At 70.9% G+C, this 26383-nt stretch carries 27 protein-coding genes; 3 read left to right on the forward strand and 24 right to left on the reverse strand.

All coding sequences use genetic code 11. The features are described from left to right. Positions 1 to 61 precede the first annotated feature (61 nt). The 3 genes from MUY22_RS45705 to MUY22_RS45715 all read right to left on the reverse strand — a co-directional run bounded on the left by MUY22_RS45705 (position 62) and on the right by MUY22_RS45715 (position 3337). Positions 62 to 799: an SDR family NAD(P)-dependent oxidoreductase gene (locus tag MUY22_RS45705; protein ID WP_247054246.1), complete on the reverse strand. Its 738-nt coding sequence runs from the start codon at positions 797 to 799 to the stop codon at positions 62 to 64. Between the two features lie 81 nt (positions 800 to 880). Then, the gene (locus tag MUY22_RS45710; protein ID WP_247054248.1) at positions 881 to 1849 is read right to left on the reverse strand and encodes a helix-turn-helix domain-containing protein; all 969 of its coding nucleotides are present in this window, start codon (positions 1847 to 1849) and stop codon (positions 881 to 883) included. 801 nt (positions 1850 to 2650) lie between these two features. Further along, complete coding sequence (locus MUY22_RS45715; RefSeq protein ID WP_247054250.1) at positions 2651 to 3337, reverse strand: HU family DNA-binding protein; 687 nt, start codon at positions 3335 to 3337, stop codon at positions 2651 to 2653. Between the two features lie 394 nt (positions 3338 to 3731). Between MUY22_RS45715 and MUY22_RS45720 the strand changes: the two genes are divergently transcribed. Beyond that, a complete protein-coding gene (locus tag MUY22_RS45720) occupies positions 3732 to 4859 on the forward strand; it encodes a glutathione-independent formaldehyde dehydrogenase (RefSeq protein WP_247054252.1) in 1128 nt (375 codons plus the stop codon). Between the two features lie 63 nt (positions 4860 to 4922). On the opposite strand, the gene MUY22_RS45725 is transcribed toward MUY22_RS45720, so the two are convergent. The 3 genes from MUY22_RS45725 to MUY22_RS45735 all read right to left on the reverse strand — a co-directional run bounded on the left by MUY22_RS45725 (position 4923) and on the right by MUY22_RS45735 (position 7262). Then, a complete protein-coding gene (locus MUY22_RS45725; RefSeq protein ID WP_247054254.1) occupies positions 4923 to 5402 on the reverse strand; it encodes a pyridoxamine 5'-phosphate oxidase family protein in 480 nt (159 codons plus the stop codon). A gap of 176 nt (positions 5403 to 5578) precedes the next feature. Beyond that, complete coding sequence (locus MUY22_RS45730; protein WP_247054256.1) at positions 5579 to 5776, reverse strand: hypothetical protein; 198 nt, start codon at positions 5774 to 5776, stop codon at positions 5579 to 5581. Between the two features lie 49 nt (positions 5777 to 5825). Then, positions 5826 to 7262 (reverse strand): DNA-binding protein, encoded by a 1437-nt coding sequence (locus MUY22_RS45735; RefSeq protein WP_247054258.1) that lies wholly within the window; start codon positions 7260 to 7262, stop codon positions 5826 to 5828. Between the two features lie 319 nt (positions 7263 to 7581). Here MUY22_RS45735 and MUY22_RS45740 point away from each other — a divergent pair, with 319 nt between their 5' ends. Continuing rightward, positions 7582 to 8976 carry a DNA-binding protein gene (locus MUY22_RS45740; RefSeq protein WP_247054261.1) on the forward strand — a complete coding sequence of 465 codons (1395 nt, stop codon included), beginning with the start codon at positions 7582 to 7584 and terminating at the stop codon, positions 8974 to 8976. Between the two features lie 10 nt (positions 8977 to 8986). Here MUY22_RS45740 and MUY22_RS45745 read toward each other — a convergent pair whose 3' ends face one another. From MUY22_RS45745 to MUY22_RS45810, 14 genes are all read right to left on the reverse strand, one after another. Beyond that, positions 8987 to 9181: a recombination activating protein 1 gene (locus MUY22_RS45745; RefSeq protein WP_247054263.1), complete on the reverse strand. Its 195-nt coding sequence runs from the start codon at positions 9179 to 9181 to the stop codon at positions 8987 to 8989. 71 nt (positions 9182 to 9252) lie between these two features. Continuing rightward, the gene (locus MUY22_RS45750) at positions 9253 to 10935 is read right to left on the reverse strand and encodes a PQQ-dependent dehydrogenase, methanol/ethanol family (RefSeq protein WP_247054265.1); all 1683 of its coding nucleotides are present in this window, start codon (positions 10933 to 10935) and stop codon (positions 9253 to 9255) included. Between the two features lie 16 nt (positions 10936 to 10951). Further along, the gene (locus MUY22_RS45755) at positions 10952 to 11407 is read right to left on the reverse strand and encodes an MSMEG_3727 family PQQ-associated protein (protein ID WP_247054267.1); all 456 of its coding nucleotides are present in this window, start codon (positions 11405 to 11407) and stop codon (positions 10952 to 10954) included. Between the two features lie 136 nt (positions 11408 to 11543). Continuing rightward, positions 11544 to 13760 (reverse strand): catalase/peroxidase HPI, encoded by a 2217-nt coding sequence (gene katG / locus MUY22_RS45760; RefSeq protein ID WP_247054269.1) that lies wholly within the window; start codon positions 13758 to 13760, stop codon positions 11544 to 11546. 17 nt (positions 13761 to 13777) lie between these two features. After that, positions 13778 to 14326 carry a manganese efflux pump gene (locus tag MUY22_RS45765; protein WP_247054270.1) on the reverse strand — a complete coding sequence of 183 codons (549 nt, stop codon included), beginning with the start codon at positions 14324 to 14326 and terminating at the stop codon, positions 13778 to 13780. 91 nt (positions 14327 to 14417) lie between these two features. After that, on the reverse strand, positions 14418 to 14516 hold the full coding sequence (pqqA, locus tag MUY22_RS45770) for a pyrroloquinoline quinone precursor peptide PqqA (RefSeq protein WP_247054273.1): 99 nt from the start codon (positions 14514 to 14516) through the stop codon (positions 14418 to 14420). Positions 14517 to 14613: 97 nt separating this feature from the next. Beyond that, a complete protein-coding gene (gene pqqE / locus MUY22_RS45775) occupies positions 14614 to 15714 on the reverse strand; it encodes a pyrroloquinoline quinone biosynthesis protein PqqE (RefSeq protein WP_247054275.1) in 1101 nt (366 codons plus the stop codon). Then, positions 15711 to 15986: a pyrroloquinoline quinone biosynthesis peptide chaperone PqqD gene (gene pqqD / locus MUY22_RS45780; RefSeq protein ID WP_247054276.1), complete on the reverse strand. Its 276-nt coding sequence runs from the start codon at positions 15984 to 15986 to the stop codon at positions 15711 to 15713. The genes pqqE and pqqD overlap by 4 nt, the downstream gene beginning before the upstream one ends. Beyond that, positions 15986 to 16690, reverse strand: coding sequence for a pyrroloquinoline-quinone synthase PqqC (pqqC, locus tag MUY22_RS45785; RefSeq protein WP_247054279.1), 705 nt, complete (start codon positions 16688 to 16690; stop codon positions 15986 to 15988). The genes pqqD and pqqC overlap by 1 nt, the downstream gene beginning before the upstream one ends. Further along, entirely contained in the window at positions 16687 to 17580 is an 894-nt protein-coding gene (pqqB, locus tag MUY22_RS45790; protein ID WP_247054281.1) for a pyrroloquinoline quinone biosynthesis protein PqqB, read from the reverse strand. Before pqqB ends, pqqC begins: the two co-directional genes overlap by 4 nt. Before the next feature lie 102 nt (positions 17581 to 17682). After that, positions 17683 to 18105, reverse strand: coding sequence for a YkvA family protein (locus MUY22_RS45795; protein ID WP_247054283.1), 423 nt, complete (start codon positions 18103 to 18105; stop codon positions 17683 to 17685). A gap of 172 nt (positions 18106 to 18277) precedes the next feature. Then, positions 18278 to 18976: a class F sortase gene (locus MUY22_RS45800; protein WP_247054285.1), complete on the reverse strand. Its 699-nt coding sequence runs from the start codon at positions 18974 to 18976 to the stop codon at positions 18278 to 18280. Beyond that, positions 18969 to 19727, reverse strand: a complete 759-nt coding sequence (locus MUY22_RS45805; RefSeq protein WP_247054287.1) for a ferritin-like domain-containing protein — start codon at positions 19725 to 19727, stop codon at positions 18969 to 18971. Before MUY22_RS45805 ends, MUY22_RS45800 begins: the two co-directional genes overlap by 8 nt. Before the next feature lie 27 nt (positions 19728 to 19754). Beyond that, positions 19755 to 20411, reverse strand: a complete 657-nt coding sequence (locus MUY22_RS45810) for a ferritin-like domain-containing protein (RefSeq protein WP_247054289.1) — start codon at positions 20409 to 20411, stop codon at positions 19755 to 19757. A gap of 519 nt (positions 20412 to 20930) precedes the next feature. Here MUY22_RS45810 and MUY22_RS45815 point away from each other — a divergent pair. After that, the gene (locus MUY22_RS45815) at positions 20931 to 21461 is read left to right on the forward strand and encodes a sigma-70 family RNA polymerase sigma factor (RefSeq protein WP_247054291.1); all 531 of its coding nucleotides are present in this window, start codon (positions 20931 to 20933) and stop codon (positions 21459 to 21461) included. Between the two features lie 6 nt (positions 21462 to 21467). Here the strand turns inward: MUY22_RS45815 and MUY22_RS45820 are convergent, their stop codons facing one another. The 4 genes from MUY22_RS45820 to MUY22_RS45835 all read right to left on the reverse strand — a co-directional run bounded on the left by MUY22_RS45820 (position 21468) and on the right by MUY22_RS45835 (position 26275). Continuing rightward, positions 21468 to 21797 (reverse strand): hypothetical protein, encoded by a 330-nt coding sequence (locus MUY22_RS45820; RefSeq protein WP_247054293.1) that lies wholly within the window; start codon positions 21795 to 21797, stop codon positions 21468 to 21470. Further along, a complete protein-coding gene (locus MUY22_RS45825) occupies positions 21794 to 23293 on the reverse strand; it encodes a nickel/cobalt transporter (protein ID WP_247054295.1) in 1500 nt (499 codons plus the stop codon). Before MUY22_RS45825 ends, MUY22_RS45820 begins: the two co-directional genes overlap by 4 nt. Continuing rightward, positions 23290 to 24603 (reverse strand): lipopolysaccharide assembly protein LapB, encoded by a 1314-nt coding sequence (locus MUY22_RS45830; RefSeq protein ID WP_247054297.1) that lies wholly within the window; start codon positions 24601 to 24603, stop codon positions 23290 to 23292. The genes MUY22_RS45825 and MUY22_RS45830 overlap by 4 nt, the downstream gene beginning before the upstream one ends. Positions 24604 to 24667: 64 nt before the next feature. Continuing rightward, positions 24668 to 26275 carry a DUF4331 domain-containing protein gene (locus tag MUY22_RS45835; protein ID WP_247054299.1) on the reverse strand — a complete coding sequence of 536 codons (1608 nt, stop codon included), beginning with the start codon at positions 26273 to 26275 and terminating at the stop codon, positions 24668 to 24670. Between the last annotated feature and the right edge of the window lie 108 nt (positions 26276 to 26383).

Consider the following 26383-nt stretch of genomic DNA (forward strand, 5'->3'; position numbering starts at 1 on the left):
GCCTCCGAGCCCCATCCGCGGCCTGCGAGAGCAGGGTCAGCAGCAAGTGGGCAAGGGATACTCAGCTCTGGCCCATGCCACCACCGGCGAAGAGCTCGGTGCCACTGACGAAGCTGGAATCCGCGCAGGCGAGGAAGAGCACAGCCGTGGCGATCTCGTCGGGCCGGCCGAGGCGGCCGATGGTGGTGAGCGCCACCAGGTGGTCGCGGTGCTCCGGGGTGATCGTCTGGAGTGCGGCGGTGTCGATCGGACCAGGGTGCAGGACGTTCACCCGGATCCGCCGATCCGCCAGCTCGGCGCTCCAGACGCGCGCGAGGGCCGCCAGCGCGTTCTTGCTGGCCGAGTACAGCGACGACCCGGGCATCGCCTTCACCGCGGCGGCTGACCCGTTCAGGATGATCGACCCGCCGCCGGTCATCAGCTCCACGGCCTTCTGCGCGGTGAACACCGTGCCCCGGACGTTGATACCGAAGATCCGGTCGTAGCTTTCCAGCGTCACCTCGGTGAGCGGCTCGACAAGCGTGCCGGCCGCGGCGCTGGCGAACAGCACGTCGAGCCGCCCCTCTTCGGCTCCGATCCGATCGAAGAGGCGGTTGATGTCGTCCAGGCTCGCGCCGTCGGCGACGACGCCGCGGGCGCGCGGTCCGAGCCGCTCGACGGCTTCGTCGAGCACTTCGGGACGTCGCCCGGTGATGTAGACGACCGCGCCTTCGGCGATGAACTTCTCCGCCGTGGACAGGGCCATCCCGGTCGATCCTCCGGTGATGAGCGCAATCTTCCCGGCGAGCTTGCCTGGCATGTGGTCTCCTCGTTCTTGATCAGGAGTCCAGCGTGACCTCGCGGACCGGCCTCCGGCGACCACGATCCGTGCCGTCTCGGATCACCCCTCCGTGCCAAGCCGGCGCCTGGTGTCCCCCGGGCTCTCGCCGAAGCGGGCCCGGTACGTCCGGGCGAAGTGTCTCGGCTCTCCGGCTCCCCAGCGTTCGCAGATGGCGGCGACCGAGAGGTCGGGACGCTCGATGACATCGGCACGGCACCGGTCGAGGCGGCGGCCGCGGATGTAGGAAGCCACCCCCTCCCCGATCTTCTCGAACAGCCGGTAGACCGTTCTCCGGGAGACGTGGTGCGCGGCGGCGATCTGCTCCACGCCGAGGTGGGGATCGCGCAACCGGAGTTCGACGTAGGTCTCGATCCGGCTCCGCAGCCGGTCGTCCGCGGTCGTCCCGCCGTGCGGAAGACCGGCCAGCGTGGCCGTCATCAACTCGCCCGCGGCGTCCGCCGCGGCTCCCAGCGATTCGGGCTTGAGCAGCCTCGCGACCCGCAACGTCGCATCGACGTGCTTGAGCAGCAGCCCACCGGTCTCGTCCACCGGCTGTGCGACGCCGAGCGCGGCGGTGAGCGCGCTGCGGCGAGGCACGGTGGTTTCCGCGGCGAACGCCATGATCACCCGGGCGCCCTCGCCGTACTCCACCACGAGCCGCGCGGCGGAGGTGGCGATCGTGAACTGCCCCGCCGACAGCACGGTCTCCGCACCCGCGTGCCGGATGCGGACGTCCCCGCCCACGGGCGCCAGCAGGTAGAACACGGGTGCGGGAGTGACGCTGTCCTCCCCGCCGAACTGCCAGCTTTGCTCACCCTTCGCGCCGGCGAAGGTCTCGAGAAAAGACGTGCGCGACGTCACGAGCTCTTTGTCCACCCGGAACCTCGAGCCGCCCGCACCGACACAGGCCTGCCAGCCGACAGTGTTCCCCGCCACCGGTATCCGGCACGCGTACCGCATGCCTTGTTCCGGCGCACGTCCTTCTTCGTGGAAGTGCTGGAACTCCGCCACCGTGTTCGTCGAACCCACGCCGCATCCTTTCAGGCTCGAACCCGGTCTTTCCCGGGCCGGGCCATTCCGATGCTAGATCCACCAGGAGCACCATCTGCTCCTTGATCATGTGAGGTGCGACAAGCATCATGACCCGCCACACCGTCCTGCCATCCCCTGACGACGTCCAGGCTGCCCTCTCCGCCATGGCCCGCGACGGCAACCAGGTCAGCGTGCTCGCCCTCGCCCAACGCCTCGGCCTGGCCAACAGGAGCCCGCGACCTCGCGCACGCCAACGCCGTGCTGCGAACGCAGAACCACGACCTACGCCGCCAACTGGACCTCGCCTGCGCCCAGATCCAACGCCTGACACTGGAAAACGATCAGCTCCGGGGACCGGCCCACGCCACGGCACGCGCCTACCTCGACGCCGGCACCTCCGCCGAAGCCATCTGCGAAACCGCCCCGCCGTGGGCCGACGTCGGGACCGGCTCCTCGCGACGTTCGCCGCCCTGCTGGTCCTCGCATTCTCGGCCGGGATCGACCTCCAGCCCGGTGCTTGCAGGTATCCGAGCGGATCCTCCTGGTGCTTCAAGGCCACGGCGAACGATGGGCACAGCACCACAACGCCCGGGTCGCGCTCAACGTCCTGAGAAACCTGAGCAGGCGTCGGCCCGATGAGAACTTCGTCGCTCTCCGGACCAGGTTGCTCGATCCGGGCTACGCCGAGGCCGCAGTGCTGGCGCCGTCGCAGCTGCTGGCTCGGACTCGAGATCCCGGACATGCGGAAGGGCCCCGCACGAGGTGTGCGGGGCCCTTCCGGCTTTCGAGTGAGCGAACCTACTTCTTGGCGGCCGACGTGCGCTTGGCCGGGGCCTTGGCTGCGGCGGGCTTCTTCGCCGCCGCGGTCTTGGTGGCGGCCGGCTTGGCCGCCGCCTTTGCCCGGGTGGTGGTGGCCTTGGCGGCGGTGGCCTTGGCCGGGGCGGCCTTGGCGGCCGCGGTCTTCGGGGCGGCCTTGGTGGCGGTCGCCGCCTTGGTCGCGGTGGCCTTGGCGGCCGGCTTCGCCGTGGTGGCGCGCGTGCGGGTGGCCGTCGCGCGGGCGGTGGCCGGCTTGGCCGCGGCCGCGCGGGGCGTGGTGGCCCGCGTGCTGGTGGCCTTCGCCGGGGCCGACGCCTTCGCCACGGACGCACGAGTCGTCGTGGACGCCGCCGTGGCGCGCTTCACCGGCGCGACCTTGGCCAGCTTCTTCGTGCCGGAGATGACGTCCTTGAAGGTGGTGCCGGCGCGGAAGGCGGGCACGTTGGTCTTCTTGACCTTCACGGCCTGACCGGTGCGCGGGTTGCGAGCGGTGCGGGCCGCACGGGCGCGCTTCTCGAACACACCGAAGCCGGTGATGTTCACCTTCTCGCCCTTGTTGACCGTCCGGATGATGATGTCCACCAGACCGTCGACGGCCTGCGCAGCCACCTTCTTGTCGTCACCCAAGCGCTCCGACAGAGCCTCGATCAGCTGGGCCTTGTTCGTCATTCCAGTCCTCCAAAGTGGAACTCGTCAGGCCCGTACTGGCCGACGTCACACAGAGTATTACCAGAACGGCCGAATCTCCAAACCCGGCGACCGCGAACTTCGTTGTGCCGCACCGCAGAGGGGTCGGCGAGGCGTCCATATAGGACATCGTGATGTCGATCATCTGTTCTAATCTCGACCACCCGGCAACGAGCTGACTGCGGCCAGGTTCCCGGCTCGATACTCGGTCCTGAGCAGGTCAAGGCTTGCCGCAGCTCCGGAATCGACACGCCGTCCACCTGGTCCGCCTGCTCAGCGCGGCGCCGTACCCGGCTTCCTGACGCCCCGCGAGGTTTCCGATCGGGCGCCCCGGGAATCCGAGGGGTACGACCAAGATCGGGAAAGAGGGCCTCCCATGAGGGCATTGGTGTACCAAGGACCGTACGACGTCACCGTCAAGGACGTCGCGGACGCGCGGATCGAGGACCCCAAGGACGCGATCGTCCGGATCACCACGACCAACATCTGCGGCTCGGACCTGCACATGTACGAAGGCCGCACCGACGTCGAAGAAGGCAAGGTCCTCGGCCACGAGAACATGGGCGTCGTCGAGTCCGTCGGCGATGCCGTCGAGCGGATCGCGGTCGGCGACCGCGTCTCGCTGCCGTTCAACATCGCGTGCGGGACCTGCGGCAACTGCTTCAAGGGCCTGACCGGCTTCTGCCTGCGCGCGAACCCCGGTTCCGCGGGCGCCGCGTACGGCTACGCCAGCATGGGCCCCTACAACGGCGGCCAGGCCGAATACCTGCGCGTGCCGTGGGCCGACTTCAACGCGCTCGTGCTGCCCGAAGGCACCGAGCACGAACTCGACTACACGATGCTCTCGGACATCTTCCCGACCGGCTGGCACGGCGTCGAACTCGCCAAGATGCAGCCCGGCGAGACCATCGTCGTCTACGGCGCCGGGCCCGTCGGTCTCATGGCCGCGCACGCCGCCAAGATCAAGGGCGCGTCCCGCGTCTTCGTCGTCGACCAGCAGCCCGACCGGCTCAAGCTCGCCGAGCAGCTCGGCGCGATCCCGATCGACCGGTCCACCGGCGACGCCGTCGAGCAGCTCACCGACCTCACCGGCGGCGGCGCCGACCGCGGGGTCGACGCGGTCGGCTACCAGGCCCACGGCGCCGACGGCGTCGAGCAGCCGGAGATCGTCCTCAACGAGCTGGTCGCCGCGGTGAAACCGACCGGTGGCATCGGCGTCGTCGGCGTCTACGTGCCGCAGGACCCGGGCGCCGAAGGCGAACTCGCCAAGCAGGGCAAGCTGGCGTTCGACTACGGCACGTTCTTCTTCAAGGGCCAGTCGATGGGCACCGGCCAGTGCAACACCAAGCAGTACAACGCGCAGCTGCGGGATCTGATCACCGAAGGCATCGCCACGCCGGGGTTCCTGGTGTCGCACGAACTGAGCCTCGACCAGGCCGCCGAAGGGTACGAGCACTTCGACAAGCGCGAGGACGGCTGGACGAAGGTCGTCCTGCACCCCTGACCACCGAGGAACTCAAGCCGTGACCGGCCCGTCAGGGCAGGTCACGGCTTCCTCGCTTGAACCCTACAGATCGACGGTTTCGTTGGTGCCGGGGTCAGGAGCCGACCCGGTGACCCGCGCCTTGGCCATCTCGAACAACGCCCGCGGCTTGCCGCCGGGGGTCGTCCAGTACTCCGCCGACTGCGCGTCCACCTTGAGCAGCACGACGTCCGCGTCCTCCGGACCACCCGGGAACCACGCCTCGACGAACTCGTTCCACAAAGCCTTCTTCCGGGCGACGTCGTCCACCACGGACGCGGCACCGCTGAGCGACAGCCACGAACCGGAGCCGGCGTAACCGACGTTGACCCGGCTGTCGCGGGCGACCTCGGCCACCATGTCGGCGCTTCTCGCGACGAAGAACCACGCCGACCCGTCGAACTCCACCCGCTGACCGGTCATCGGCCTGCTCACCAGCTTGCCGTCGGCCTGGTGGGTGGTGATCATCGCCGTACCGACCTTCTTCGCGATATCGGTGACGATCTGGTTGTCTTCGGCACTCATGTCCGCTCCGCTCTCTCGACGATGTCGCGTGGTCAGGCCGGGTGGACAGCGTCCGGCCGGCGGACGGCGGTGCGCCCGGTCTTCTCGCTCCGGACCCGATCGCGCTTCTCGAAGTCGTGAGTCATGCTTGGGTTTTCCCGTTTTCGGCCGGTTTACTCATCCACCGCGCCGGCAGTTCACCAGTACCGCACGGAACAGATCCAGCACGGCGCCGACTTCTCGTCGTGCTCGCACAGTGCGTTGCAGGCGGCTTTCGCCCGCCCGTGGTCCGTCAGGCGTCCGCGCAGCCACTCGCGTACGGTCAGGCGCCGGAGGCCGGGCAGCTCTGGGGCATCCGCGTCGTGCTCCCGCTGGAACCATCTTCTGGCGGCCATGGGGACGGCACCTCGTCGTCTCGGGGTACTGGAAGCGCTTTCCCGCTGGTCACACTCCCAGCATGCGCCGCAGGTCCGGGGCGTGGCGCCGGGAAACGGGGACCAGCTCGTGGGTCCGGGAGTCCATGATCAGGAACAGCTCTCCCTTGATGCCCCGCTCCACTTCCGCCACCCGGCGCAGGTTCACCAGGAAACGGCGGTGCGCCCGGCGGAATCCGTAGGACGTCAGGGACCGCTCGACGTTGTCCAGGCCGCGGGTCGCGGCCTGGATCCGGCCCCGTTCCGTGACCAGCCAGACGATGTTCCGCTGGGCCTCGGCGTAGCGGATCTCCGACGGGGCCAGCAGGACCAGCCGGTCGTTGCGCATCCCGATGACGCACCGGGGCAGCGGTCCGACGACGTCGTCGGCGCCTCCCTCGTAGGCCTCCCCCTCAGCCACCCCGAACGCGCACAGCATGCCCACCACGTGGTTCGCGTCGACGACGGATCGCACGGTCACCGGCGTGGGCTCTTCACCGGGACGAACCGGCAGCCGGGCGTGGCCGCTCCACTCGGCGCTTCCCCGCGCCCGGTCCTTCGCCCACCGCAGCACTTCCGGCAGTCCCGTGATGTCCGGGGTCCACCGCCGCGCCGGTTCGGTCACCCCCGTGACGATGCGGGCTTCGCCGGTCAGCCCGAGCATCGCGACGGCCGATTCGTTCGCGGCGAGCACGTTTCCCCCGCGATCCACCGCCAGGAACGAACCACCGGCGTGCGCGCACTTCCTGGTGAACTCGGCGACGACCTTGTCGGCTTCGTAGATGGCGCGCCGGTAGATCTCCTGTTCCACGAACGCGGCCGCTTGCGTCAGCCACGGCGGCACGCGCTCGGACAGCGCCGCGTTCCACCGCGAGATGTTGATCGACGCGACCGGCGCACCGGTCACCACGTCGCGGATGGAAGTGCCCGCGCACGCCCACTGGTGGAACGCTTCGCACCAGTGTTCCGGCCCCGTCACGGTCACCGGACCGGACACCTCGAGCGACGTCCCCATCCCGTTCGTGCCGGTGCACTCCTCCGACCACGACGACCACGGCGCGAGGTTGTGCAGTTCGGCGCGCCGCTGCGCGGTGGGGTCGCCCCAGGCGCCGAGGACGCGCCCGTCCCCGTCCGTCACGGTGACGACGGCGCCGTCGCGCTCCACTTCCCGGCCGGCCAGCGCGCCGAGGCCGCCGAGCGCGGTGAAGATCACGCCGGTGTCGCTCCGCCGGCCCTCTTCGCCCCGGGCCTCCGGCGCGACGTCCAGCGCGCGGTCCACGTCGTAGCGATCCCGGCACCGGTACCACGAGGCGAGAATCTCGGGCCGAACGCCCGTTTCGATGTTTTCGCCCCCGGCGAAGTCCTCCCACGCCCGGGCCACTTCCTTCGCCGACGAGGTGGCCATCAGGGAGCCGGCGGACCCGGGCCGGCTCGGTGCGATCACCAGTGGCGGCACTGTCCCGGTCATCGCGACCTCCTTGTCGCCGGGCGAAGGATCTCACGACTTGTCCACGCCGTTCGGCCGCTTCGCTGTAGAACTACCCGGACGGACGGGTGGGCTGGCGAAGAATTCCGGGCAGGCTCCGAGCATATGCCCGGCTGGTGGCCGAACACCGTCCCGACCGCCGGTGGGTGAATGGCCGCCGCCCGTCATCGCCGCACCACCGTTCGTGGGACGTTCGCCCGCAGTCATCACGCGCGGCTTGCCCTCGCTCCGATGCCCGGTTTAGCTTGCTACGAAGGCCAATCGCCGCGCCCGGGCCCGACAGACCAAAGGCGGTCTCCCCATGGCACAGGTACGCCAGCTCGACCCGAGCTCCCGCGGCCGTGGTGGCGCGTCGGTGTTCCAGGCGTGGGAGCGGTTCGCGCGGGGCGGGGACGACCTCAGCGGGGTGCGGCCCGAGATAGCGATCTCCTGGCACCGGTGCCGGGACCAGTACCGGGTCGACCCGGGCCTGACCGAAGCCCCGGCGGCCGTCGCGGAGGTCGGCCACGCGCTGGAGCACGACGTCGTGTTCGCCGAGCTCGGCTTCCGCGCCGCTTCGCTGGCCCACGAGGTCGGCACCCTCGGCGGCATCGTGACCATCACCGACGGCACCGGCCGGGTGCTGGCCCAATGGGGTGACCAGGCCACGCAGGACGTCGCCGCCGAAGCCAACCTGGCCCGGTGGTTCTGCTGGTCCGAGGGCGCCACCGGGACGAACGGCATGGGTACCGCGCTCATGTCCTACGCCCCGGTGCTGATCCGCGGCGCCGAGCACTGGTGCCGGGCGTTCCACGACTGGACCTGCGCCGGGGTGGCGGTCCGGGACGTGGTGACCCGGGAACCGGTCGCGGTGCTCAACATCTCGTGCTGGCGCGGCGACCTCCCCGGCACGGTGGGAGCCTGGCTCGGCAACGCCGCCACGATGACCCAGCGCATCCTGCGCCGGCGCGCCAGGGACGACGGCGCCGAGCTGATGGCCGCCTTCGGCCACGTCAGGTCGGGCTCGAGCGCGGCGCTCGCGGCCGTGGACGCCGCGGGCCGGGTCGTGCTCGCCGACGACACGGCGGGCGTGCTCCTCGGCATCCCGGGCTCCACCCCGGCGCCCGATCCCGCGGTGCGGTGGAAACCGGAGCTGCCGGAGTTCATCCGGGCCGCCAAGCACGCCGCCGCGCAGGCGGTGCGCAATCCCGACTGGGCCGGTTCGACGCAGATCTCCACCCGGCTGGCCAGCGAACCGACGTCGATCAGCTTCCAGCCGGTCTTCCTGTCCGGGCACCTGGTCGGCAACGTCGTTTCGTTCGGTGTGGCCGAAGGGGATCCGTTGCCCCGGGCGAAGGAGGACGTGCCGCCGCACGTGCAGCCGCACCGGATGGTCGCGACCCGCGAGAACCGCATGGTCCTGCTGTGGCTGCCCGAAGTCTCCTTCGCCCAGTCGGACGGCAACGACGTCTGGCTGTCCACCGACCAGGGACTGCTGCGCTCCGCCTCGCCGGGCCTCGACCGGCTCGAAGCCGAGCTGACCGGTTCCGGGTTCCTCCGGGTGCACCGCCAGTACGTGGTGAACCTCAGCCGGATCCGGGAGGTCGAGCGCCGGCACAAGGGCGAGCTGTTCCTGGTCATGGACGACGACGCCCAGACCATGGTGCCGGTCTCCCGGCGGAACGCCCCGACCGTGCGCCGGGCGCTGGAGATCTGACCGGCGCTCGTCAGCCGCGGTACCGGTGCACGTCGCAGACGCAGTACATCAGGCGGCAGTCGAAGCACGCGGGCTTGTCGACGCACGTGATGCAGCGCCCGCAGCGCACCGGCTCGGTGTGCCGTGCGACGTCGTCGGGCCCGTAGCGCTCGCCGCAGTACAGGCACGGCAACCGCACGCTCCCGGGTACCGCCGGCTGGTCCATCACATCACCTCGGTCCCGTGGCCGAGCCGTCGCCGCGGCGACGGCTCGGCCGCGTCAGCGGTGGTTTCCCGTCACAGGGCGAAGACGATCAGCGCGGCACCGTGTCCCTGACCGGACATGCCGGGGACGATGCCCTCGAGCCAGCCACCCCAGCCGACCGGCACCGCGATGTACTGCTTGCCCTCGACGCTGTAGGTGCTCGGGCTGCTGTGGTGACCGCAGCCGCACTGGAAGCTCCAGAGCTTCTCCCCCGTTTCCGCGTGCAGCGCCAGGAAATCACCCGCGGGCGTGCCGGCGAACACGACGTTCCCCGCGGTGCTGAGGGTCGACGCGGCCATCGGCATGCTGTCGAGCCGGTGGCGCCACCTCTCTTCACCGTGGGAGTCGAACGCGCTGACCGAGCCGGCCATGTCGTCGACGTCGACCTCGACGGCGGCACCCCAGTAGGGCATGCCCTCCTTGAACTCGCGGCGACGCCGGGTGGCGGTGGCGCCCACGTCGGCCACCGGGACGTAGAACAGGTCGTGGTCCGGGTTGTACGACGCGTGCGTCCACTCCTTCGCGCCGGCGGGGCCGGGGAAGAAGTGGCAGGGCTCGCCTTCCTTGTCCGGGTACTTCCGCGCGGTCACCTTGCCGTCGCGGGTGATGACGCCCCAGTCGATCCGGTCGACGAACGGCGTGACGTGCTGCAGCTCGCCGTTGGTGCGGTCGAGGACGAACATGTACCCGTTCTTGTCGAAGTGGGCCAGCAGCTTCTTGCCGTCCCGCTCGAACAGGGTCATCTCCATCGTGGAGTCGTAGTCCCACAGGTCGTGCGGGGTGAACTGGTAGTGCCACTGGATCTCGCCCGTGTCGACGTCCAGCGCGACCACGCTGTCGGTGTAGAGGTTGTCCCCTACGCGGACGTCGCCGTCGAAGTCGGGAGCCGGGTTCCCGGTGCCCGCGTAGTAGAGGTTCAGCTCCGGGTCGAAGCTTCCGGTGACCCAGTGGTTCGCGCCGCCGCGCTGCCAGGCCTCGCCGTCGGCGGGCCAGGTCTCCGAGCCGGGCTCGCCCGGCTTCGGCACGGTGTAGGTGCGCCAGCGCCGCTCGCCGGTCTCGAGGTCCCAGCAGTCGATGTGGCCGCGGACGCCGTACTCGCCGCCGGAGGACCCGGTGATGAGGGTGTCCTTGATGACCAGCGGGGCGATCGTGGCGCTCTCGCCGGCTCGTACGTCGCCGATGGGCTTCTGCCAGACCTTCCGCCCCGTGGTGGCGTCGAGCGCGACCAGCTGGGCGTTCTGGGTCACCATGTAGACCTTGCCGCTCGCCACCGCGCAGCCGCGGTTGACGTTGGCGCAGCACAGGGTCACGTCGATCGGGATCGCGTGCTTGTAGCGCCACAGCTGCTCGCCGCTCTTCGCGTCGAGCGCCCAGAGCCAGCCGTCCCAGCCGGTGACGAACATGACGCCGTCGACGACCAGCGGGCAGGCCTCGAACGCGTAGGTCGACGTCGAGGCGATCATTCCGCTCGCCCCCGCCTGGAAGATCCAGGCGACCTTCAGGTCCTTGACGTTCCCGGCGTCGATCTCCTCGAGCAGGCTGTGCCGCTTGCCGTCGTAGTCGCCGTAGTAGGTGATCCAGTTGTGCGATTCGCTGCGTGCCCGGAGGATGCGCTCGTAGCCGAGGCCGCGCGTCACGTCCGGCGCGCGGTGCGGCAGGTTGGACAGCTTGCCGTGGTCGATCGCCTTGCCGGCGTCGAGGTATTCGATCGTCATGGTGGTTCCTGCCTTTCTACGGCCGCGGCTGGGCGGGTCGGTCGAGCTTGGCCTCCGGCGGCACTTCACCGGTCACGACGATGGCGGCGGTCAGGCCCCGGCCCTCGTCGTTGCCGGCCGGCGAGCCGTACCAGTAGCAGCCGGGACCGTCCAGTTCGATGGTCGCACTGCCCTTCGAGTGGTTCAGCAGGCCGATGAACTGCTTGTCCCCGTTGCTGGGCAGCAAGCAGGCGTGGGTGTTCTTGTCGTCGTTGATGATCGTCAGCTCGAGGACGCCGGAGTGCGGCATGATCAGCACCCCCGGTTCCCACGCCATGGCGTCCTCACGGATCCGGATGGTCGCTTCCATCGTCCCGTCGGCCCGCTCGGTCGCCTTGGCGATCGTGCCGGACCCGAGCACGGCACCGATGGTCGCCTTGTTCTGTCCGCGGAGATCGACCAGGAGGTCTTCTCGTTCCTGGGCAGTCGTCATCGGACCCACCTCCTACAGGTGCTTCGGACTTCTGTTGTCCTGCAACGCGTTCGGACTCTACCTCCGGGCCCGTCCGCACGATATCCGTTGCCACAGAACAGCCCGGCCCCACCGTTCGCCCGGCGAGAGGTACCGTTCACCGCAGGTCGAACCGGTCTAGTTCCATGACCTTCACCCACGCCGCGACGAAGTCCCGGACGAACTTCCCGCCCGCGTCGTCGCTCGCGTACACCTCCGAAAGCGCTCTCAGCTCGGAGTGCGAACCGAAGAGGAGGTCGACCCGGCTCGCGGTCCACTTCACCTCCCCGGTGCCCCGGTCGCGGCCCTCGTAGATCGCGCTCCACCGGTCCCCGCTCCCCTTCGGCGCCCACACCGTCGCCATGTCCAGCAGGTTGACGAAGAAGTCGTTCGTCAACGACCCCGGCGCCGAAGTCAGCACCCCCACCGGAGAACGCCGGTGGGTGACGCCGAGCACCCGCAGCCCGCCGAGCAGCACGGTCATCTCGGGTGCGCTCAAGGTCAGCAGGTTCGCCCGGTCGATCAGCAGGTGCTCGGGCGGCAGCCGGAAGCCGTCGCGCAGGTGGTTCCGGAAGCCGTCCGCCCAGGGGTGCAACACGCCGAACGACTCGACGTCGGTCCACTCCTGGGTCGCGTCGGTGCGCCCGGGCCGGAACGGGACGCCGGCGTCGTGGCCGCCGGCCGCGGCGGCGCGCTCCACCGCGGCGCACCCGCCGAGCACGATCAGGTCGGCCATCGAGATCCGTTTGTCCCCCGGCTGCGCGGCGTTGAACCGCTGGTGAATCCTTTCCAGCACGGGCAGGACGACGTTCAGCTGCCCGGGTTCGTTGACCGGCCAGCCGCGCTGCGGTGCGAGCCGGATCCGCGCGCCGTTCGCCCCGCCGCGCTTGTCGCTGTCGCGGTAGGTCGAAGCCGACGCCCACGCCGTCGCCACGAGCTGGGTGACGCTCAGGCCGGAGCCGAGGATCTCGCGTTTGAGGGCGGCGACGTCGCCGGCGTCCACGAGCTCGTGGTCCACCGCCGGCACCGGGTCCTGCCAGATCAGCGGTTCGGCCGGGACGAGCGCCCCCAGGTACCGCCGGCGCGGGCCCATGTCGAGGTGGGTCAGCTTGAACCAGGCCCGCGCGAACGCGTCCTCGAACTGGTCCGGGTGCTCCAGGAACCGCCGCGAAATCGCCGCGTAGACCGGGTCCTCCTGCAGCGAGAGGTCCGTGGTGAGCATGACCGGGTGGTGTTTCACGTCCGGGTCGAAGGGGTCCGGCACGGTGCCTTCGCCCTGGCCGTCGGCCGGGATCCACTGCCACAGGCCGGCCGGGCTGAGCTCGACGTCCCACTTGTACTCGAAGAGCGTCTCGAAGAACGTGTGGTCCCACGCGGCGGGCGTGCGCGTCCACATCCCTTCCAGTCCGCTGGTGACCGTGTCGGCCGCGATGCCGCTGCCGTGCCTGCCGGTCCAGCCCAGGCCCTGCGCGGTGAGCGGCGCGGCCTCGGGTTCGGGCCCGCAGACCGCGTTCGGCTCCGCCGGGCCGTGGGTCTTGCCGAAGGTGTGCCCGCCCGCGATGAGCGCCACCGTCTCCTCGTCGCCCAGTCCCATCCGCTTGAAGGTCTCCCGGATGTCGCGGGCGGCGAGCCGCGGGTCGGGGTTGGTGGCCGGGCCCTGCGGGTCGACGTAGATCAGCCCCATCTCGGTGGCGGCCAGGGGTTCGTCGAGCTCGCGCAGGCCGCTGTAGCGCTCTTCGGCCAGCCACTTGCGTTCCGGACCCCAGTACGTCTCGTCGGGTCCCCACACCTCGGGACGGCCGCCGCCGAACCCGAAAGTCTTGAAGCCCATGGACTCCAGTGCCCGGTTGCCGGCGAAGACCATCAGGTCCGCCCAGGAGATCCGGCGCCCGTACTTCTTCTTGACCGGCCACAGCAACCGGCGCGCCTTGTCGAGGTTCCGGTTGTCCGGCCAGCTGTTCAACGGGGCGAAGCGTTGCATGCCGGCAGCGGCGCCGCCCCGGCCGTCGCTGACGCGGTAGGTGCCCGCGGCGTGCCAGGCCATGCGCAGCACGAGGGGACCGTAGTGCCCGAATTCGGCGGGCCACCAGTCCTGGGACGTCGTGAGCACCTCGTCGACGTCCCGCGCCAGTTCGCCGAGGTCCACCGTCGCGAATTCCGCGGCGTAGCCGAAGTCCGGGAGCGAGCGCCGGTGCAGGGCCGTCAGGTCGACCCGGTGCGGCCACCAGTCGTTGGGGTCACCGTTCGCCACCGGCGGGTTCCGCCGGGCCGCCCGGGTCGTGCCCAGGACCTTGTCGTAGGTGCGGTAGACGTGGGTGTCGGGGTTCTCGGGCATCCGGTGTCACCCACGGTTCAGCCGAAGGCCAGTGGCAGCAGGATCGCCGCGCCGAGCAGCGCGATCCCGCTGAACAGGTCGGACCGGACCCGGACGACCTTGGCGGCCAGCCGCCCCACGTACAGGCCGGCGAACGACATGAGCACGGTCATGCCGCCGAAGGCCAGCATCGGGACCACGAGGGAGAACCCGGCGATGCCCAGGCTCGTGCCGGCGATGAAGTTGTCGATGCTCAGCGAAAGCGGCATCCCGAAGAGCGTCACCCAGGGGTGGTCCATGTCTTCGGGCTCCGGGTGCCGGATCGCCCCGACGATGAAGTACACCCCGTACAACCCGAGCGCGGCCGCCCCGATGTACTCGGCCCAGTCACCGAGGAAGTCGCCCAGGAAGTGACCGAGGAATCCGCCCAGCAGCGGCCCCACCGCGTCCCACACGCCGAAGACGAGGGCCACCTGCAGAGCGCGCCGCCAGCCGAACGGGATGGTGCCGATGGCGATCGACGAGCGGAAGTTGTCGAGACTGAGACCGAAGGCGAGGGCGATCAGCGGAAGGAATTCAAGCGTCACTCGAACCACCTCGGGAGAAGGACCAGGGTGGCGGAAGGCCCCGGTCGGATTCCGGGAGCCGGGGCCTCACGCCGACACGGGGACTCTGCGGTCAGCCCCGGTAGAAGTAGCCGGTGACCTCAGCGCACACCTCGACGATCGTGTACTCCGGAGTTTCCCACTGCATGTTTTCCTCCTCTGTCGCGGACATCGAAGAGCATCTGGGATCCGGCGGAGGCGCTACAACCGATCTTGAACCAGCGGTCGGCAACCGGTGCCGAACGGCGCTCCGCGGCCCACGAATGGGACTACCGCTCGTGCGCCGGAACCGTCGGCCCGCGGTGGACGAGCTGCCCGCCGGGATCTTCCCGGTTGGCCCGGAGCAGGACGTCCTGCACCAGGTGGTGGTCCGGCGAGTGCTTGCACACCGGATCGGTGCGGCCCGCGTCGCCGGTCAGCGCGAAGGCCTGGCACCGGCAGCCGCCGAAGTCCAGCTCCTTGCGCGGGCAGCTCCGGCACGGGCCGGGCATCCAGTCCGTGCCCCGGAACGCCTCGAACGCGGCCGACTTCGTCCAGATCCACGCGAGGTCGTGGTCGCGCACCGAAGCGAACTCCATCGTCGTGATCCCGGCGGCCACCGGGCAGGGGTAGACGACGCCGTCCGGGGCGACGGTCAGCGCCGTGCGCGCCCAGCCGCCCATGCACGGCTTGGGGTAGGTCTCGTAGTAGTCCGGGAGGATCCAGAGCAGTTCCAGCCGCTCCGCCAGTTCGGCCTTCCGGCGGGCGTAGACGCCGACCGCCTCGTCCAGCTGGGCCTGGCTCGGCATCAGCGGTTCGCGGTTGCGCAGCGCCCAGCCGTAGTACTGGGCGTTGGCGAGCTCCAGCCGTTCGGCGCCCCACTTCACGCAGACGTCGATGATCGCGTCCAGCCGGTCCAGGTTCAGCCGGTGCAGGACGACGTTCATGTTCAGCGGCAGCCCGGCGTCGCGGATGACGCGCGCGGCCGCTTCCTTCTTGTCGAAGCGCTTGCTCGCCGCGATCAGGTCCGTCGCCTCGGCGGCGTCGCCCTGGATGCTCAGCTGTGCGCTGTTGAGCCCCGCCGCGACGAGCGATTCCGCGCGGCGCTCGGTGAGCCCGAGGCCGCTGGTGATGAGGTTCGTGTACAGGCCGAGGCGGCGGCACTCGGCGACCAGCGTCTCCAGATCGCCGCGGACGAGGGGTTCGCCGCCCGAAAAGTGGACCTGCAGGACGCCGAGCCCGGCCGCTTCGCCGAGCACCCGCAGCCAGTGCTCGGTGCCGAGCTCGTCCTGCCGCTCGAGCAGCGCCAGGGGGTTCGAGCAGTAGACGCAGTGCAGCGGGCACCGGTGGGTGACCTCGGCCAGCAGGCCGTAGGGCGGCGGCGCGGTCATGTGACCACCACCCAGCCGCGGCCGCTGGCGTCCTGGAGGAACGCCATGACGTCGCTGGTGAGATCGGTCGCCTCGAAGTCGTGCTCGAGCCGCTCGACCAGCTGCCGCACGGTCCGGCTGCCGTCGCAGAGTCCCAGGATCGCCGCGCCGGACTTGTTCAGGAGCACCACCCTCTCGGGTAGCAGCAGCAGCTCCACGTCCCGGACGCTGTCGTGCTTGAGCACCGCCTTGGTGGCCAGCCGGGGCGTGGCCGTCAGGTCGCCGGTGTCCATCACGAACTCTTGCCGTACGCGAGCTGCACGGCGTCGAGCAGGCTCCAGAGGACGTCGCACTTGAACTCCAGCGCCCGCGCGCAGGCGTCCTGCTGCTCCCGGGACGTCGCGTGGCCGAGCACCAGGTCGAGCAGGTGCGCGATGTCTTTCGGCTGCTGGGTGAGCCGGGCCCGGAAATAGTCCAGGCCTTCCGGCGCGATCCACGGGTAGTGGTGCTCGACGTCGGTGATCCGGCGGCTGAGCAGATCCGGCGCGAACAGCTCGGTCAGAGCCGACGCCACGGACTCCAGCCACGGCCGCCGGCGGCAGAAGTCCACGTAGGCGTCCACGGCGAAGCGCACGCCGGGCAGCACCGTGTCGTTGTCGAACAGCTGCTCGCGGGTCAACCCGACGGCTGCGCCCAGGCGCACCCACTTCTCGAGGCCGCCCTCGTCCCCCGTGCGCCCGTCGTGGTCGATGATGCGCTGGATCCACCGGCGCCGGTCGTCCCGGCCGGGGAGCTTGGTCAGGATGAACGCGTCCTTCACCGGCAGGTTCACCTGGTAGTAGAAGCGATTCCGCACCCACCCCCGGAACTCCTCTTCGGTCAGCGAGCCCGCGTGCATCCGTTCGTTGAACGGGTGCAGGTGGTGGTACCGCTTCTCCCCGATCGACCGCAGCCGCGCTTCGAACTCCTCCGTCGCTTCCGAGGACCAGGCGTTCACACTTCCACCTCCAAGCCGGCCCGACCGACCTCGATGCCCAGGTCCGTCAGCCGGCGTCGCTCCGGGGACTCTTCGTCGAGGATCGGGTTCGTGTTGTTGATGTGCGTGTAGATCTTCCGCTTCGCCGGCAGCGCGGCCAGCGCGTGAGCGGAGCCGTCGGCGCCACCGACGGGCAAGTGTCCCATCGAGCGCCCGGTCCGGCTTCCCGCGCCCTGGCCGGACATTTCGTCGTCCGTCCAGAACGTGCCGTCCAGGAAGACGCAGTCGGCCGGCGCCACCTGCTCGGCGAACGCCGCGTCCCACCGGGGCAGCGTCGGCGCGTACACCACGGTTCCGCCCGTCACCCGGTCTTCCAGGCGGAACCCCACCTCCCACTCGGCCGAGGCGCCCGGACGCCCGACGTAGCGAGGTGGCTTGGACCCGGTCGGGAAGGCCGTCACGCGCAACCGGTCGTCCAGGTCCAGGGGCCGGCCGGTGTCGAGCCGGGACCAGGAGAGGTCGGCGTAATCGCTCAGCAGGTCCCGGACCGGGAAGGACGTGGTCAGCGCTTCGAGCACGGGCGACGTCCCGTACACCGTCAGCGCCGATCCCTCCCGCAGCACCAGCAGGCCGATCGTGTGATCGAACTCCGCGTCCGTCAGGAGCACCCCGGCCACCGGTGTCTCGCGGACTTCCGGGCCCGGGTGCAGCGCGGGATCCGCCGCGATCTGGTGGTGGACGTCCGGGGTCGCGTTCAGCAGGAACCACCGCTCACCGGTTCCGGAGACGGCGATCCCGGCGTGGGTCGTCGCGGCTTCGGTCTTGGCACGGGCCTTCCGGCAGCCGGCGCACGCGCAGTTCCACTGCGGATATCCGCCGCCGGCCGCGACTCCGAGACAGTGCACGAACATGGCTGTTACCTTCTGCGCCCCGCGCCGGGCCCGGCAACCGATCACGAACGACCGGCACCGGATCACGGACGAACGGCGGCCCTCCCCGCACGAGCGGAACGGTCAGTTCGCCGGGGTGCGGATTCCGGCCAGGCGGGCCGCCGCGGCGAAGCCGTCGTCGGTGCCGGGCCAGTGGGCGCGCACGGCGTCGAGTCCCGCGCGGCGGACGACGCCGCGGAGGACGGCCGTGACGATGATGGCGTCGTCGGCGTGGCCGAGCACCGGGATGAAGTCGGGGATCAGGTCGATCGGCATGGCGAGGTAGACCAGCAGGAGACCGAGCCGGATCCGGACGCCGCGGGGCAGGGCGGGGTCCGCGGCCAGGCGCCGGATGAGCCGCAGCACGTCAGGCAGCAGCCGCAGGGCCTCGCGCAGGAGACCGCCCCGCGGCCGGACGACGACGAGCGCGACGATCAGCGCGAGCCAGGCCAGCACGAGCGCGATGGCGGCGCCGATCAGCAGGTCCCACCAGAACGAGCCGGTCACTGCCGGCCGACGGCGCGAAGCCGCGGTGCCGGGTGGCCACGAGGTTCGACACCCATCCCGCGCACGTTACGCCCGTGACATCAGGCTGGTCCAGGCGTGACACCAGCGCCGAGGCATCCATCACGGTCCTGTGTGGACGAACGACCTCGGGTACCGGTTCGCGTCGGGCTGCTCAGCTCGTTCCGGTGAGGTGGGCGTAGGCGACGATGTTGTCCAGGTAGCTGCGCGCCGCTCGGTCGAAGTCGCCACCGCAGGTGACCAGGCGTAGGCCCGCGTACTCGACTGCTCCGTAGACGTCCTCCGCCGGGAATCGGCTCTTCGGGTACTGCCTCAGGGCGTCGACCGTGAACGTGGCCGTTCTGCCGTCGCTGCGGCGGATGTGGATCTCGGCCCCCGGTGTGAGCTTGGACAGCCGGTAGAACACGGCCGGGCCGCGGTAGGAGTCGATGTGGCCCAGGATGACCGACGCGCCCGCCTCGCCCGGGGTCGGGCCGTAGTCGTACCACCCGGCTCTGCTGAAGTCCTTGGGCGACTCGACGGTCCGGTCGGGGTTGAGGCCCAGCGACAGCAGCGAACCGTCCACGCCGATGCTGGGCACCTGGATCGAGACCGGCGTCGACCGGGGCAACGGCACCGTCGGGCGGGGGGCCGGGCGGCCGGTGGGCGTCGTGGGCGGCGGGGTCTTCGTGGCCGGTGCGGGGATGCTGCCGGCCGCGGCGACGGGGTCTGGGCCGGGCTTGTGGGTGACGCCGGCCCAGACCAGGCCGCCGCCGGTCAGGGCCAGCACCACCGCGAGCGCCGGCAGGAGCACGCGGCGGCGCCGGCGGGCGTCGACACGACGCCCGCCGGGCTCGGGAACCTGGTCAGCCACGGGTTTCTTCGTCGTCGCCCGGACGGCGGTGGCGGCCCACGGCGACCGCCGCCGCGCCGGCGACCAGGACCGCTCCGGTGGCCGTGAGGGCGATGCCGGTCTTGTCGTCGCTCGCACCGCCCGCGCCCATCGCCGGGGCGCCCTTCGGCACGGTCGGCGTGGCGACCAGGAACGGCGCGACGGCGGCGAGCACGGTCGCCTTGTCCTTCGGCGTCTCGGTGTTGCCCATGAAGACCCCGCCCTTGGCGGGCAGGCCGAGCAGGTTCCCGACGACCGCCGCGTGCCGGGCTTCCACACCGAAGATGCCCGCCGCGGCCTGCAGGATGGTCTTGTCCTTGACGAAGCCCGCCGCACCGAGGTAGGCGCCGACACCGACGTTCTCGAAGGTGTGGCTGGCCGTCAGGAAGCTCATGCGGTTGTCGAACGCGGCCCCGAAGTTCACCATCGGCGCTTCGACCGGGGTCCCGCCCAGCTTCTTGATCGTCGCGGTCAGGGTCGTGACGTGCGACTCCTCGTCGGACTGGATCTGCTTGAGGTAGTCGGCTTCCGCTCCTTCGAGGGAGACGGCTTTGTTGCCCTGGACGTAGAACGCCGATTCGAGGTACTCCAGCGTCAGCGCGTAGTTGAGGACGTCGAGGTCGCTCCCGAAGTCGCCGGCCTGGGCCAGCGCCCAGCGGTTGTTGAGCGCGCCGAGTGCCAGCTGGGGCGAGACGTCGGTGGCCTGCCCGTGGATGAGATCACGCCTGTTCATGAGTGCTTTCCTTACGAGGTCGGGAAGTCAGGAGAGGAACGGCTTGACGATGGCGAGGACTTCGTCCTTCGTCCGCTGCTTCTCGATGGGCGCGGGGAACGGCGCGCCGCCCATGAGCGAGGCCAGCACGGCCGCGTGCCGCGACTCCACACCGGCGATGGACGCGGCCGCGCCCAGCACGTCACCGCTCTTGATCAGCCCGACCTGACCGTGGTACGCCGTCACGCCGACCTCTTCGAAGGTGGACGCCGCTTTCAGGAAACCCGCCTTGTCCTTGAACGTCTCGTCCGGGTACTTGATCGCCGGCTTGGCGACCGGGGTGCCGCCGAGCTGCTTGATCAACGCCGTGACCGCCGTGACGTGCGCGCTCTCGTGGTCGGCGATCTCGGTGATCAGCTCGAGTTCACGGCCGCTGACGAGCTTCTTCGCCAGCCCCATCGTGTAGAAGTCCGACTCCAGGTACTCGAGCGTCAACGCGTAGTTGAGGATCTCGAGATCACCCGCGTCACCGGCGGCCGGCGCGGCGATCGCCGAGGTCACCACCGACCCCAGGCCGCCCGCGACCAGGGTCGCGCCGACCCCGACCAGACCCGCCATCCGGAGGAAGGCCCGGCGGTCGGTCTCGCCGGCGATACCCAGCACCGGCTTACCGCCGAAAACCCTGTCGTTCCTGAAAGATCGCATTCGACACCACGCTCTCTGCGCGCTGCGTCCGGCTCGAAGCCGAGCAGGCTCGTTGGTGAGATCCGGCCGGAGCAAAGACGAAAGTCAGCGAAACCGGCGATCATCCGAGTGCGGGCGGCAACCTCACCGGTTGCCGCGCACCCCGGGTCGGACCGCCTCGGCCAGATCTCGGATCGGTGTCCACCGACCACCATGGTTCGGAGGCCCACCCGATCGGGTTCACCCGGTAAGGCGACCCGGCCGGCCTGCAGAACACCCGGATTCTCCGGGCGCATCCCCGCCACCTGCGACGAAACGCACATCAGGGTGAGAAATCCCCTGACCTGATCCTCGCGAGGATCACTCTGATGGCCCAGTCTCCGCGGCACCGGTCCGCCGGGCTTCGTCCGCGCGGCGCCGGCTCGGACCAAGCCCGACGCGCCAATGCCTCGAACGCTTCATGGACAGGCAGCCCGGCCCCCGCTGCCCGAAACGAGTTCACGTTCTGTCGTTCAGACTGCCGAGACAGGAATCGCGGCCATGGAAGAACTGCTCGAGCGGGTGGCGTGCGGAGACCGTTCCGCCTTCGACCGGTTGTACCGGGAATTCTTCGGCCTGGTCTTCCACATCGTGTTCGGCGTGGTGCAGGACCACGCGCAGTCCGAAGAGGTCACCCAGGAGACGTTCCTCGAACTCTGGGCGACAGCGGCCCGCTTCGACGTCGCGCAGGGCACCGGCGCCCGCTGGGTCACGATGATCGCGCGGCGGCGGGCCGTCGACCGGGTGCGCGCGGCACAGGCGGCGCGCGAGCGCGACAACCTGGTCGCCCGACAAGCGTTGATCCCGACCGAGCCCGATCCCAGCGAACAGGCCCTCACCGGGGCCGAGGTCCGCAGGCTCCGGGACGCGCTGGCGAAACTGCCGAAGGAACAGCAGATCCTGCTCACGCGGGCCTACATCGACGGGGTGGCCTACCGGGAAATCGCCGCGGCACTGGGGATTCCGGTCAACACCGTGAAGTCGCGCGTGCGGCTGGCCGCGGCCAAGCTCCGGGAGCTGATCCCGCGTTGAGCGCCGTCAGCCCAGGACGCCCGCGACGTTCGCGCGGTCGGCCCCCAAGGTGACGTACACCCCCGCCCACGCCCGGTCGGCGTCGGACGGCGCCGCGCGGTCGCAGTACGGCTTCCGCCCGTTGGCGGTGTAGTACCGCAGCAGGGGCAGGGTTTCGTCGGTCCGGACCTGCGCCGGATCGCGGTAGCGGGCGCCCGGACCGGCCGGCTGGTGCTTCATGCAGCCGACCGGCTGGTTGCCCTCGTTGTCGAACACCGGCCCGGGATCGGGCGGGGCGGCCGAACACCCGGCGACCAAGAGCAAGCAGGCCAGTACGGCGATCACGCGCATCGTCATCCGTTTCCCGTCGCGGCACGGACGGCCAGGCCGAGCCCGACCACCAGCACCAGTGTCGCGGTGAGCACCGGCATCCAGCCGGACAACCGGGCGGCCCGGGCCCGCAGCCGGTCCATGCGGCGCATCGTCTCCAGGCGGTCGCGCAGCCGGACCAGGATCAGGCCGACGGCGGTCAGGGTGGCCGCCATGCCGAACCCGTAGCCGAAGACCAGCAGGACGCCGAACCACGTCCGGCCGAGCGCGACCGCGCCCAGCAGGACGACGAGCGCCGACGGGCTCGGGACCAGCCCCCCGGCGACCCCCATCCCGATCAGTCCGCCACGCCCGAAGCCCTGCCCATGCCCGTGTCCGTGTCCATGCCCGTGGCCGTGGCCATGCCCATGACCGTGCCCATGTCCGTGGCCGGGCGTTCCCGCTCCGGCGACGGCACCGACCAGGACCGGTTCCTCCGGCACCTGCTTCGCGCGGTTGCGCAGCGCCGTCACCAGCAGCCAGCCGCCGATGCCCGTCACCAGCAGCCCGCTCGCCACCCCGAGCCAGCTCAGCACGCTCTCCCCCGCGAGCGCGCTCGACCCGCTGATGACCAACCCCAGCAGCAGCACCCCGGCGGTGTGGGTCACCGTCACCGTCGCGCCGACGACCAGCGCGTCCCGCGTCGACCCGCGTTTCCCGGCCAGGTAGGCGGCGATCAGCGTCTTGCCGTGCCCGGGCAGGGCGGCGTGCGACGCGCCGAGGAGCAGCGACAGCAGCACGGCGAGCGCGCCCACCGCCGGGGTCAGGTCGTCGGTGCCGACCAAGCCGGTGAACGTCCGGGTGACCGTGCCGACCACCGCGTCCAGCGGCCCGAGGTGCGGGGCGACGTCGGCGGCGGCACCCCCGCCGGCCCCGGGTTCGACGCGCAGGGTGGCCTCGCGGACGTCGAGCGGGTTGGCCAGCAGGTCGTCGGGGTAGGCACGCAGCTCGTTGCTGACGCTGGACGTCGGCAGCCCGTCGGCCGGGAGGCGGACGCCGTCGCCGACGGCGGTCATCTCGCGCCAGCCGATCCGGTCGGTGCGGAAGCCGTCGCGGATCGTCAGCGTCGCGGCCCGGTCCAGCCGAGCGGGCGCGGACATCGCGCAGGTGAGCCTGCTCGTCGCGAGCCCGGCCTGGCCCGGCGGGAACTCCAGGGTGCTGGAGTTCAGCGTCAGCGGCACGAGCCGGCCGTCGACCGTGACGGGCGTGGCCGACAGCTTGGCCGCGCAGTCGACGGCGGCCCGGGCAGCGGCCTCCGCGGCGCTGACCACGCCGTCGTGGTCGGTGTCCACGGCCGGCTTGTCCTGGACCGTCGGGATCTCCGCACTGTCCACAACGGACAACAGGTCGAGCGTGCCCGGGTGCAGCGTCAGCCCGTCGTAGTGGTTGACCGTGAAGTTCCCGAGCGGGTGCGCGGCCGCGGCCGGCGCGGCGAGGAGTGCGAGCGCCAGCAGCCCGAACAGGACGGCCACGAGCCGTTTCACCGCGCCGCCTTGAGCCGGTCGAGCGTCCGGCGCGCGTCCGGGGCGCCGAGCGGGGAGAAGTACGGGTTGGTGCCGAGCGCGTCCGACAGCGCCGCGACGGCGTCGGCGTCGCGGTGCAGCGCCGAGAGCGTCATACCCCGGTGGTACGCGAACGTCGCGGTGCGCCCGCCGAGCGAGGCGGCGCGGTCGAGGTAGGTCACCGCCTCGGCGTCGCGGCCGTTGAGGTGCAGGGCCCAGCCGAGGGCGTCGGCGACGAGCACATTCTGCCGGCGTCCCCATTCGGCCTGCGCGTGCGCCAGCGCACCGGCGTTGTCGCCGCGGCTCGCGGCGACGGCGGACGCGGTCAGGTCGTCGGTGACCCCGGCCGCGGCGAAGAGCCGCTGCTGGCTGTCGAGCACCGCGAACTGCTGCTCGGCCTCGGGCCCGCGGCCGGCCGCGACGAGCAGGTCGGTGTACTCCTGCAGGTACTGCGGCAGCGGCACCCGGGCGACGATGTCGCGGTAGCCGGCCAGAGCGTCGTCGACCCGGCCGCGCGCGGCGGCGACCTTGGCCCGGCCCTCCAGCAGCGAGACGTTCCGCGTGTCGACGGCCAGCCCCTGGTCGTACTCGGCCGCCGCGGCGTCGAGGTCGCCGGAGTTGAACGCGAGTTCGCCGAGGTAGTAGCGGCAGAAGGCGACGTCGCTGGGGCTGGTGGCGTCGGCGACCGCGCGTTGCAGGGCCGCCCGGGCGTCGTCGACCCGGCCGTGCAGCTCGAGGTCGTAGGAGGCGCGGGTGAAGGACGACACGCCGGGCTTGTGGTCGAGCATCCGCTGGATCGCGTCGGTGGCCCCGCCTGCGTCGCCGAGCTGGGTCAGCGCGTCGGCGAGCACGCCGTAGGACTCGGCGGTGTCGGGCAACGCGGCTTCCGCGCGTTCGCCCCAGGTCTTCCCGGCGGCGAAGTCGTGCCGGGCGTTGGCGAGCGCACCCATCCCGATCAGCGCCGGGCCGTTGCCCTCGGGCTGCTGCTGCAGGGACTTCTCCAGCGCGCCCTGCGCTTTCGGGTAGTAGGCGGGGTCCGCGGTGATCCGGGCCTGCTCGACGTAGGCGGTGCCGAGCTGGGCCCAGGTGAGCGGGTCCTGGGGCGTCCGGCGGAGCTTGTCCTGCGCGACGCTGATGCTGTGGGCCAGCGTGTTCTGCGCGACGGGGACCGGCGCGGGACCCGCGGCGGGGGCGGACTGCCCGGCCGAGACGCTCGCGACGAGCGTCACCGCGCCGGCGACCAGGACGACGACCGCCAGGATCCGGCGCGGGCGGGTGGAGCGTTCGGACATTCGGGGACCTCACGGCCGGACGCCGGTGACGGGTGCCGAGCACCCGCCACCGGCGTCGGTGGACTTATTCGACCGCGGTACCGGGACGGCGCCGCAGCAACCACACGCCGGACCCCAGCAGCGCCGCGGCGGCCAGGCCGCCGAGCGCGGGCTTGACCGGGAACGGGGTGCCGGCAGCGGGACCGGCGGCTCCTCCGGACGTGGCACCTCCACCGGCGGCCCCGCCTCCGCCGCCCGCGTTCACCGCGGAGTTGTGCGGCAGCGCGACGTACGGGAAGGCGCTCCCGAACGGCACGTCGTTGGCGTCCACCTTGTCCCCGGTCGCCAGCGCCGGGACGATGACGCCGGTCTGCGCGGCCCCTTCGAGCGCCTGGACCTCGATGTCGACGACGTCGTCGGTGAGCCGGCGCCCGTTCGGGAAGCCCTGCAGGTCACCGGCGAGGACGCCGAGCCGGTTCGGGTTCGCCGCGACCGGCACCGCGGTGTTGAGCCGCAGCATCTCCGACGGCGTGAACTTCTTGGCGTTGACGTCGGCGTTGTTCAGCTGCGAGTTGAGGTCCGCCTTGATCGGGCCACCGGCCTTGGTGGTGACGCCGGTCAGGAAGATCTCGGCCAGGTCGTTGCGCGGGGTCGCGGGGGCCGGGAGCCCGTAGATGGCCTGGATCAGCTTGGGCACCTCGGGGTCGGTGACCCGGCTGACCAGCTCCGGGACGTTGTGGTCCTGGTCCGGGGTGAGCGCGTTGAACTTGTCCTTGAGCCCGGCGGGCACGACGACCTCGTTGACCAGCGGGTTGCCCAGGCGCGAGACCTGGACGTACGGGCCGGCCTGGGTGTCTTTGCCCGGGGTCTTGATGCTCAGCGACTGCCGTTCGGTGTCGCTCCACACGCCGATCACCGGGTTGCGGGCCGCGTTGCCGTTCAGCGCGAGCGCGGACTTCGGCACCTGCAGCGCGATGGTGTTGACGTTGTAGCCGCGCAGGGTGTCCTGGCCGACCTCGGACAGGTTGCCGCCGTAGAGCAGGTCGAAGACGCGCAGGTCGAGGAAGAACGAGTCGTCGGCCTGGCCGGCGAAGCTCTTGCCGCCGCCGGGCAGGTTCGTCACGGCCTGATCGCGCAGCGCGCCGTAGTTCGGCATCGACGCCGCACCGGTGTTCGACGGCGCCGTCTTGCCGGAGCGCACGACGTTCTTCGAGCGGCCGTACTTGTCGATCACGTCGAGGTCGTAGCTCTGGCGGAACAACAGGTTCGGGTCGTCGAGCGACGTCACCGGGCCGTTGTCGTAGAGGAACGTCGACTTGCCGCGGCGATCGTCGGTCTTGAACGTCCACCGGTAGGTCAGGTCCGGTTTGGCGTCGCCGTCGCTGTCGATGTTGATGTCGTAGTGGGCGTCGGTGGCCCAGGGGTAGAAGTTCGGGCCGCCGTTGGGTTCCTCGAACGGGTACCAGTTCGCGACCAGCGTGACGGTGTCCGGCTTGTCCGGGCTGACGAAGGCGTAGACGTCGGTGTTGTCGACCGGCGGGTCCCCGGCGATGAGCGGCGCCTCGCGGTGGCTCGACGCGGCGGCGAGATCGGTGCCCAGGCCGATCAGCGCGCTCGTGAGCACCACACTCCCCACCGCGAGCAGGGAGAGGCCCACACGCCGGGTCCGGCGGGACGGGAGCAGTACTGGCATGCAGCAGACCTTTCACCGACGGCACCGTCGCCGGTGCCGTTCCGGGTCGTTCCCGCCCGATGCGGAAACAGCCTCCGGGCCCGTTCTTCCGGGCAAGCACGATCCCAT

It is taken from the genome of Amycolatopsis sp. WQ 127309, assembly GCF_023023025.1.
In the GTDB taxonomy this organism is placed as follows: Bacteria; Actinomycetota; Actinomycetes; order Mycobacteriales; family Pseudonocardiaceae; genus Amycolatopsis.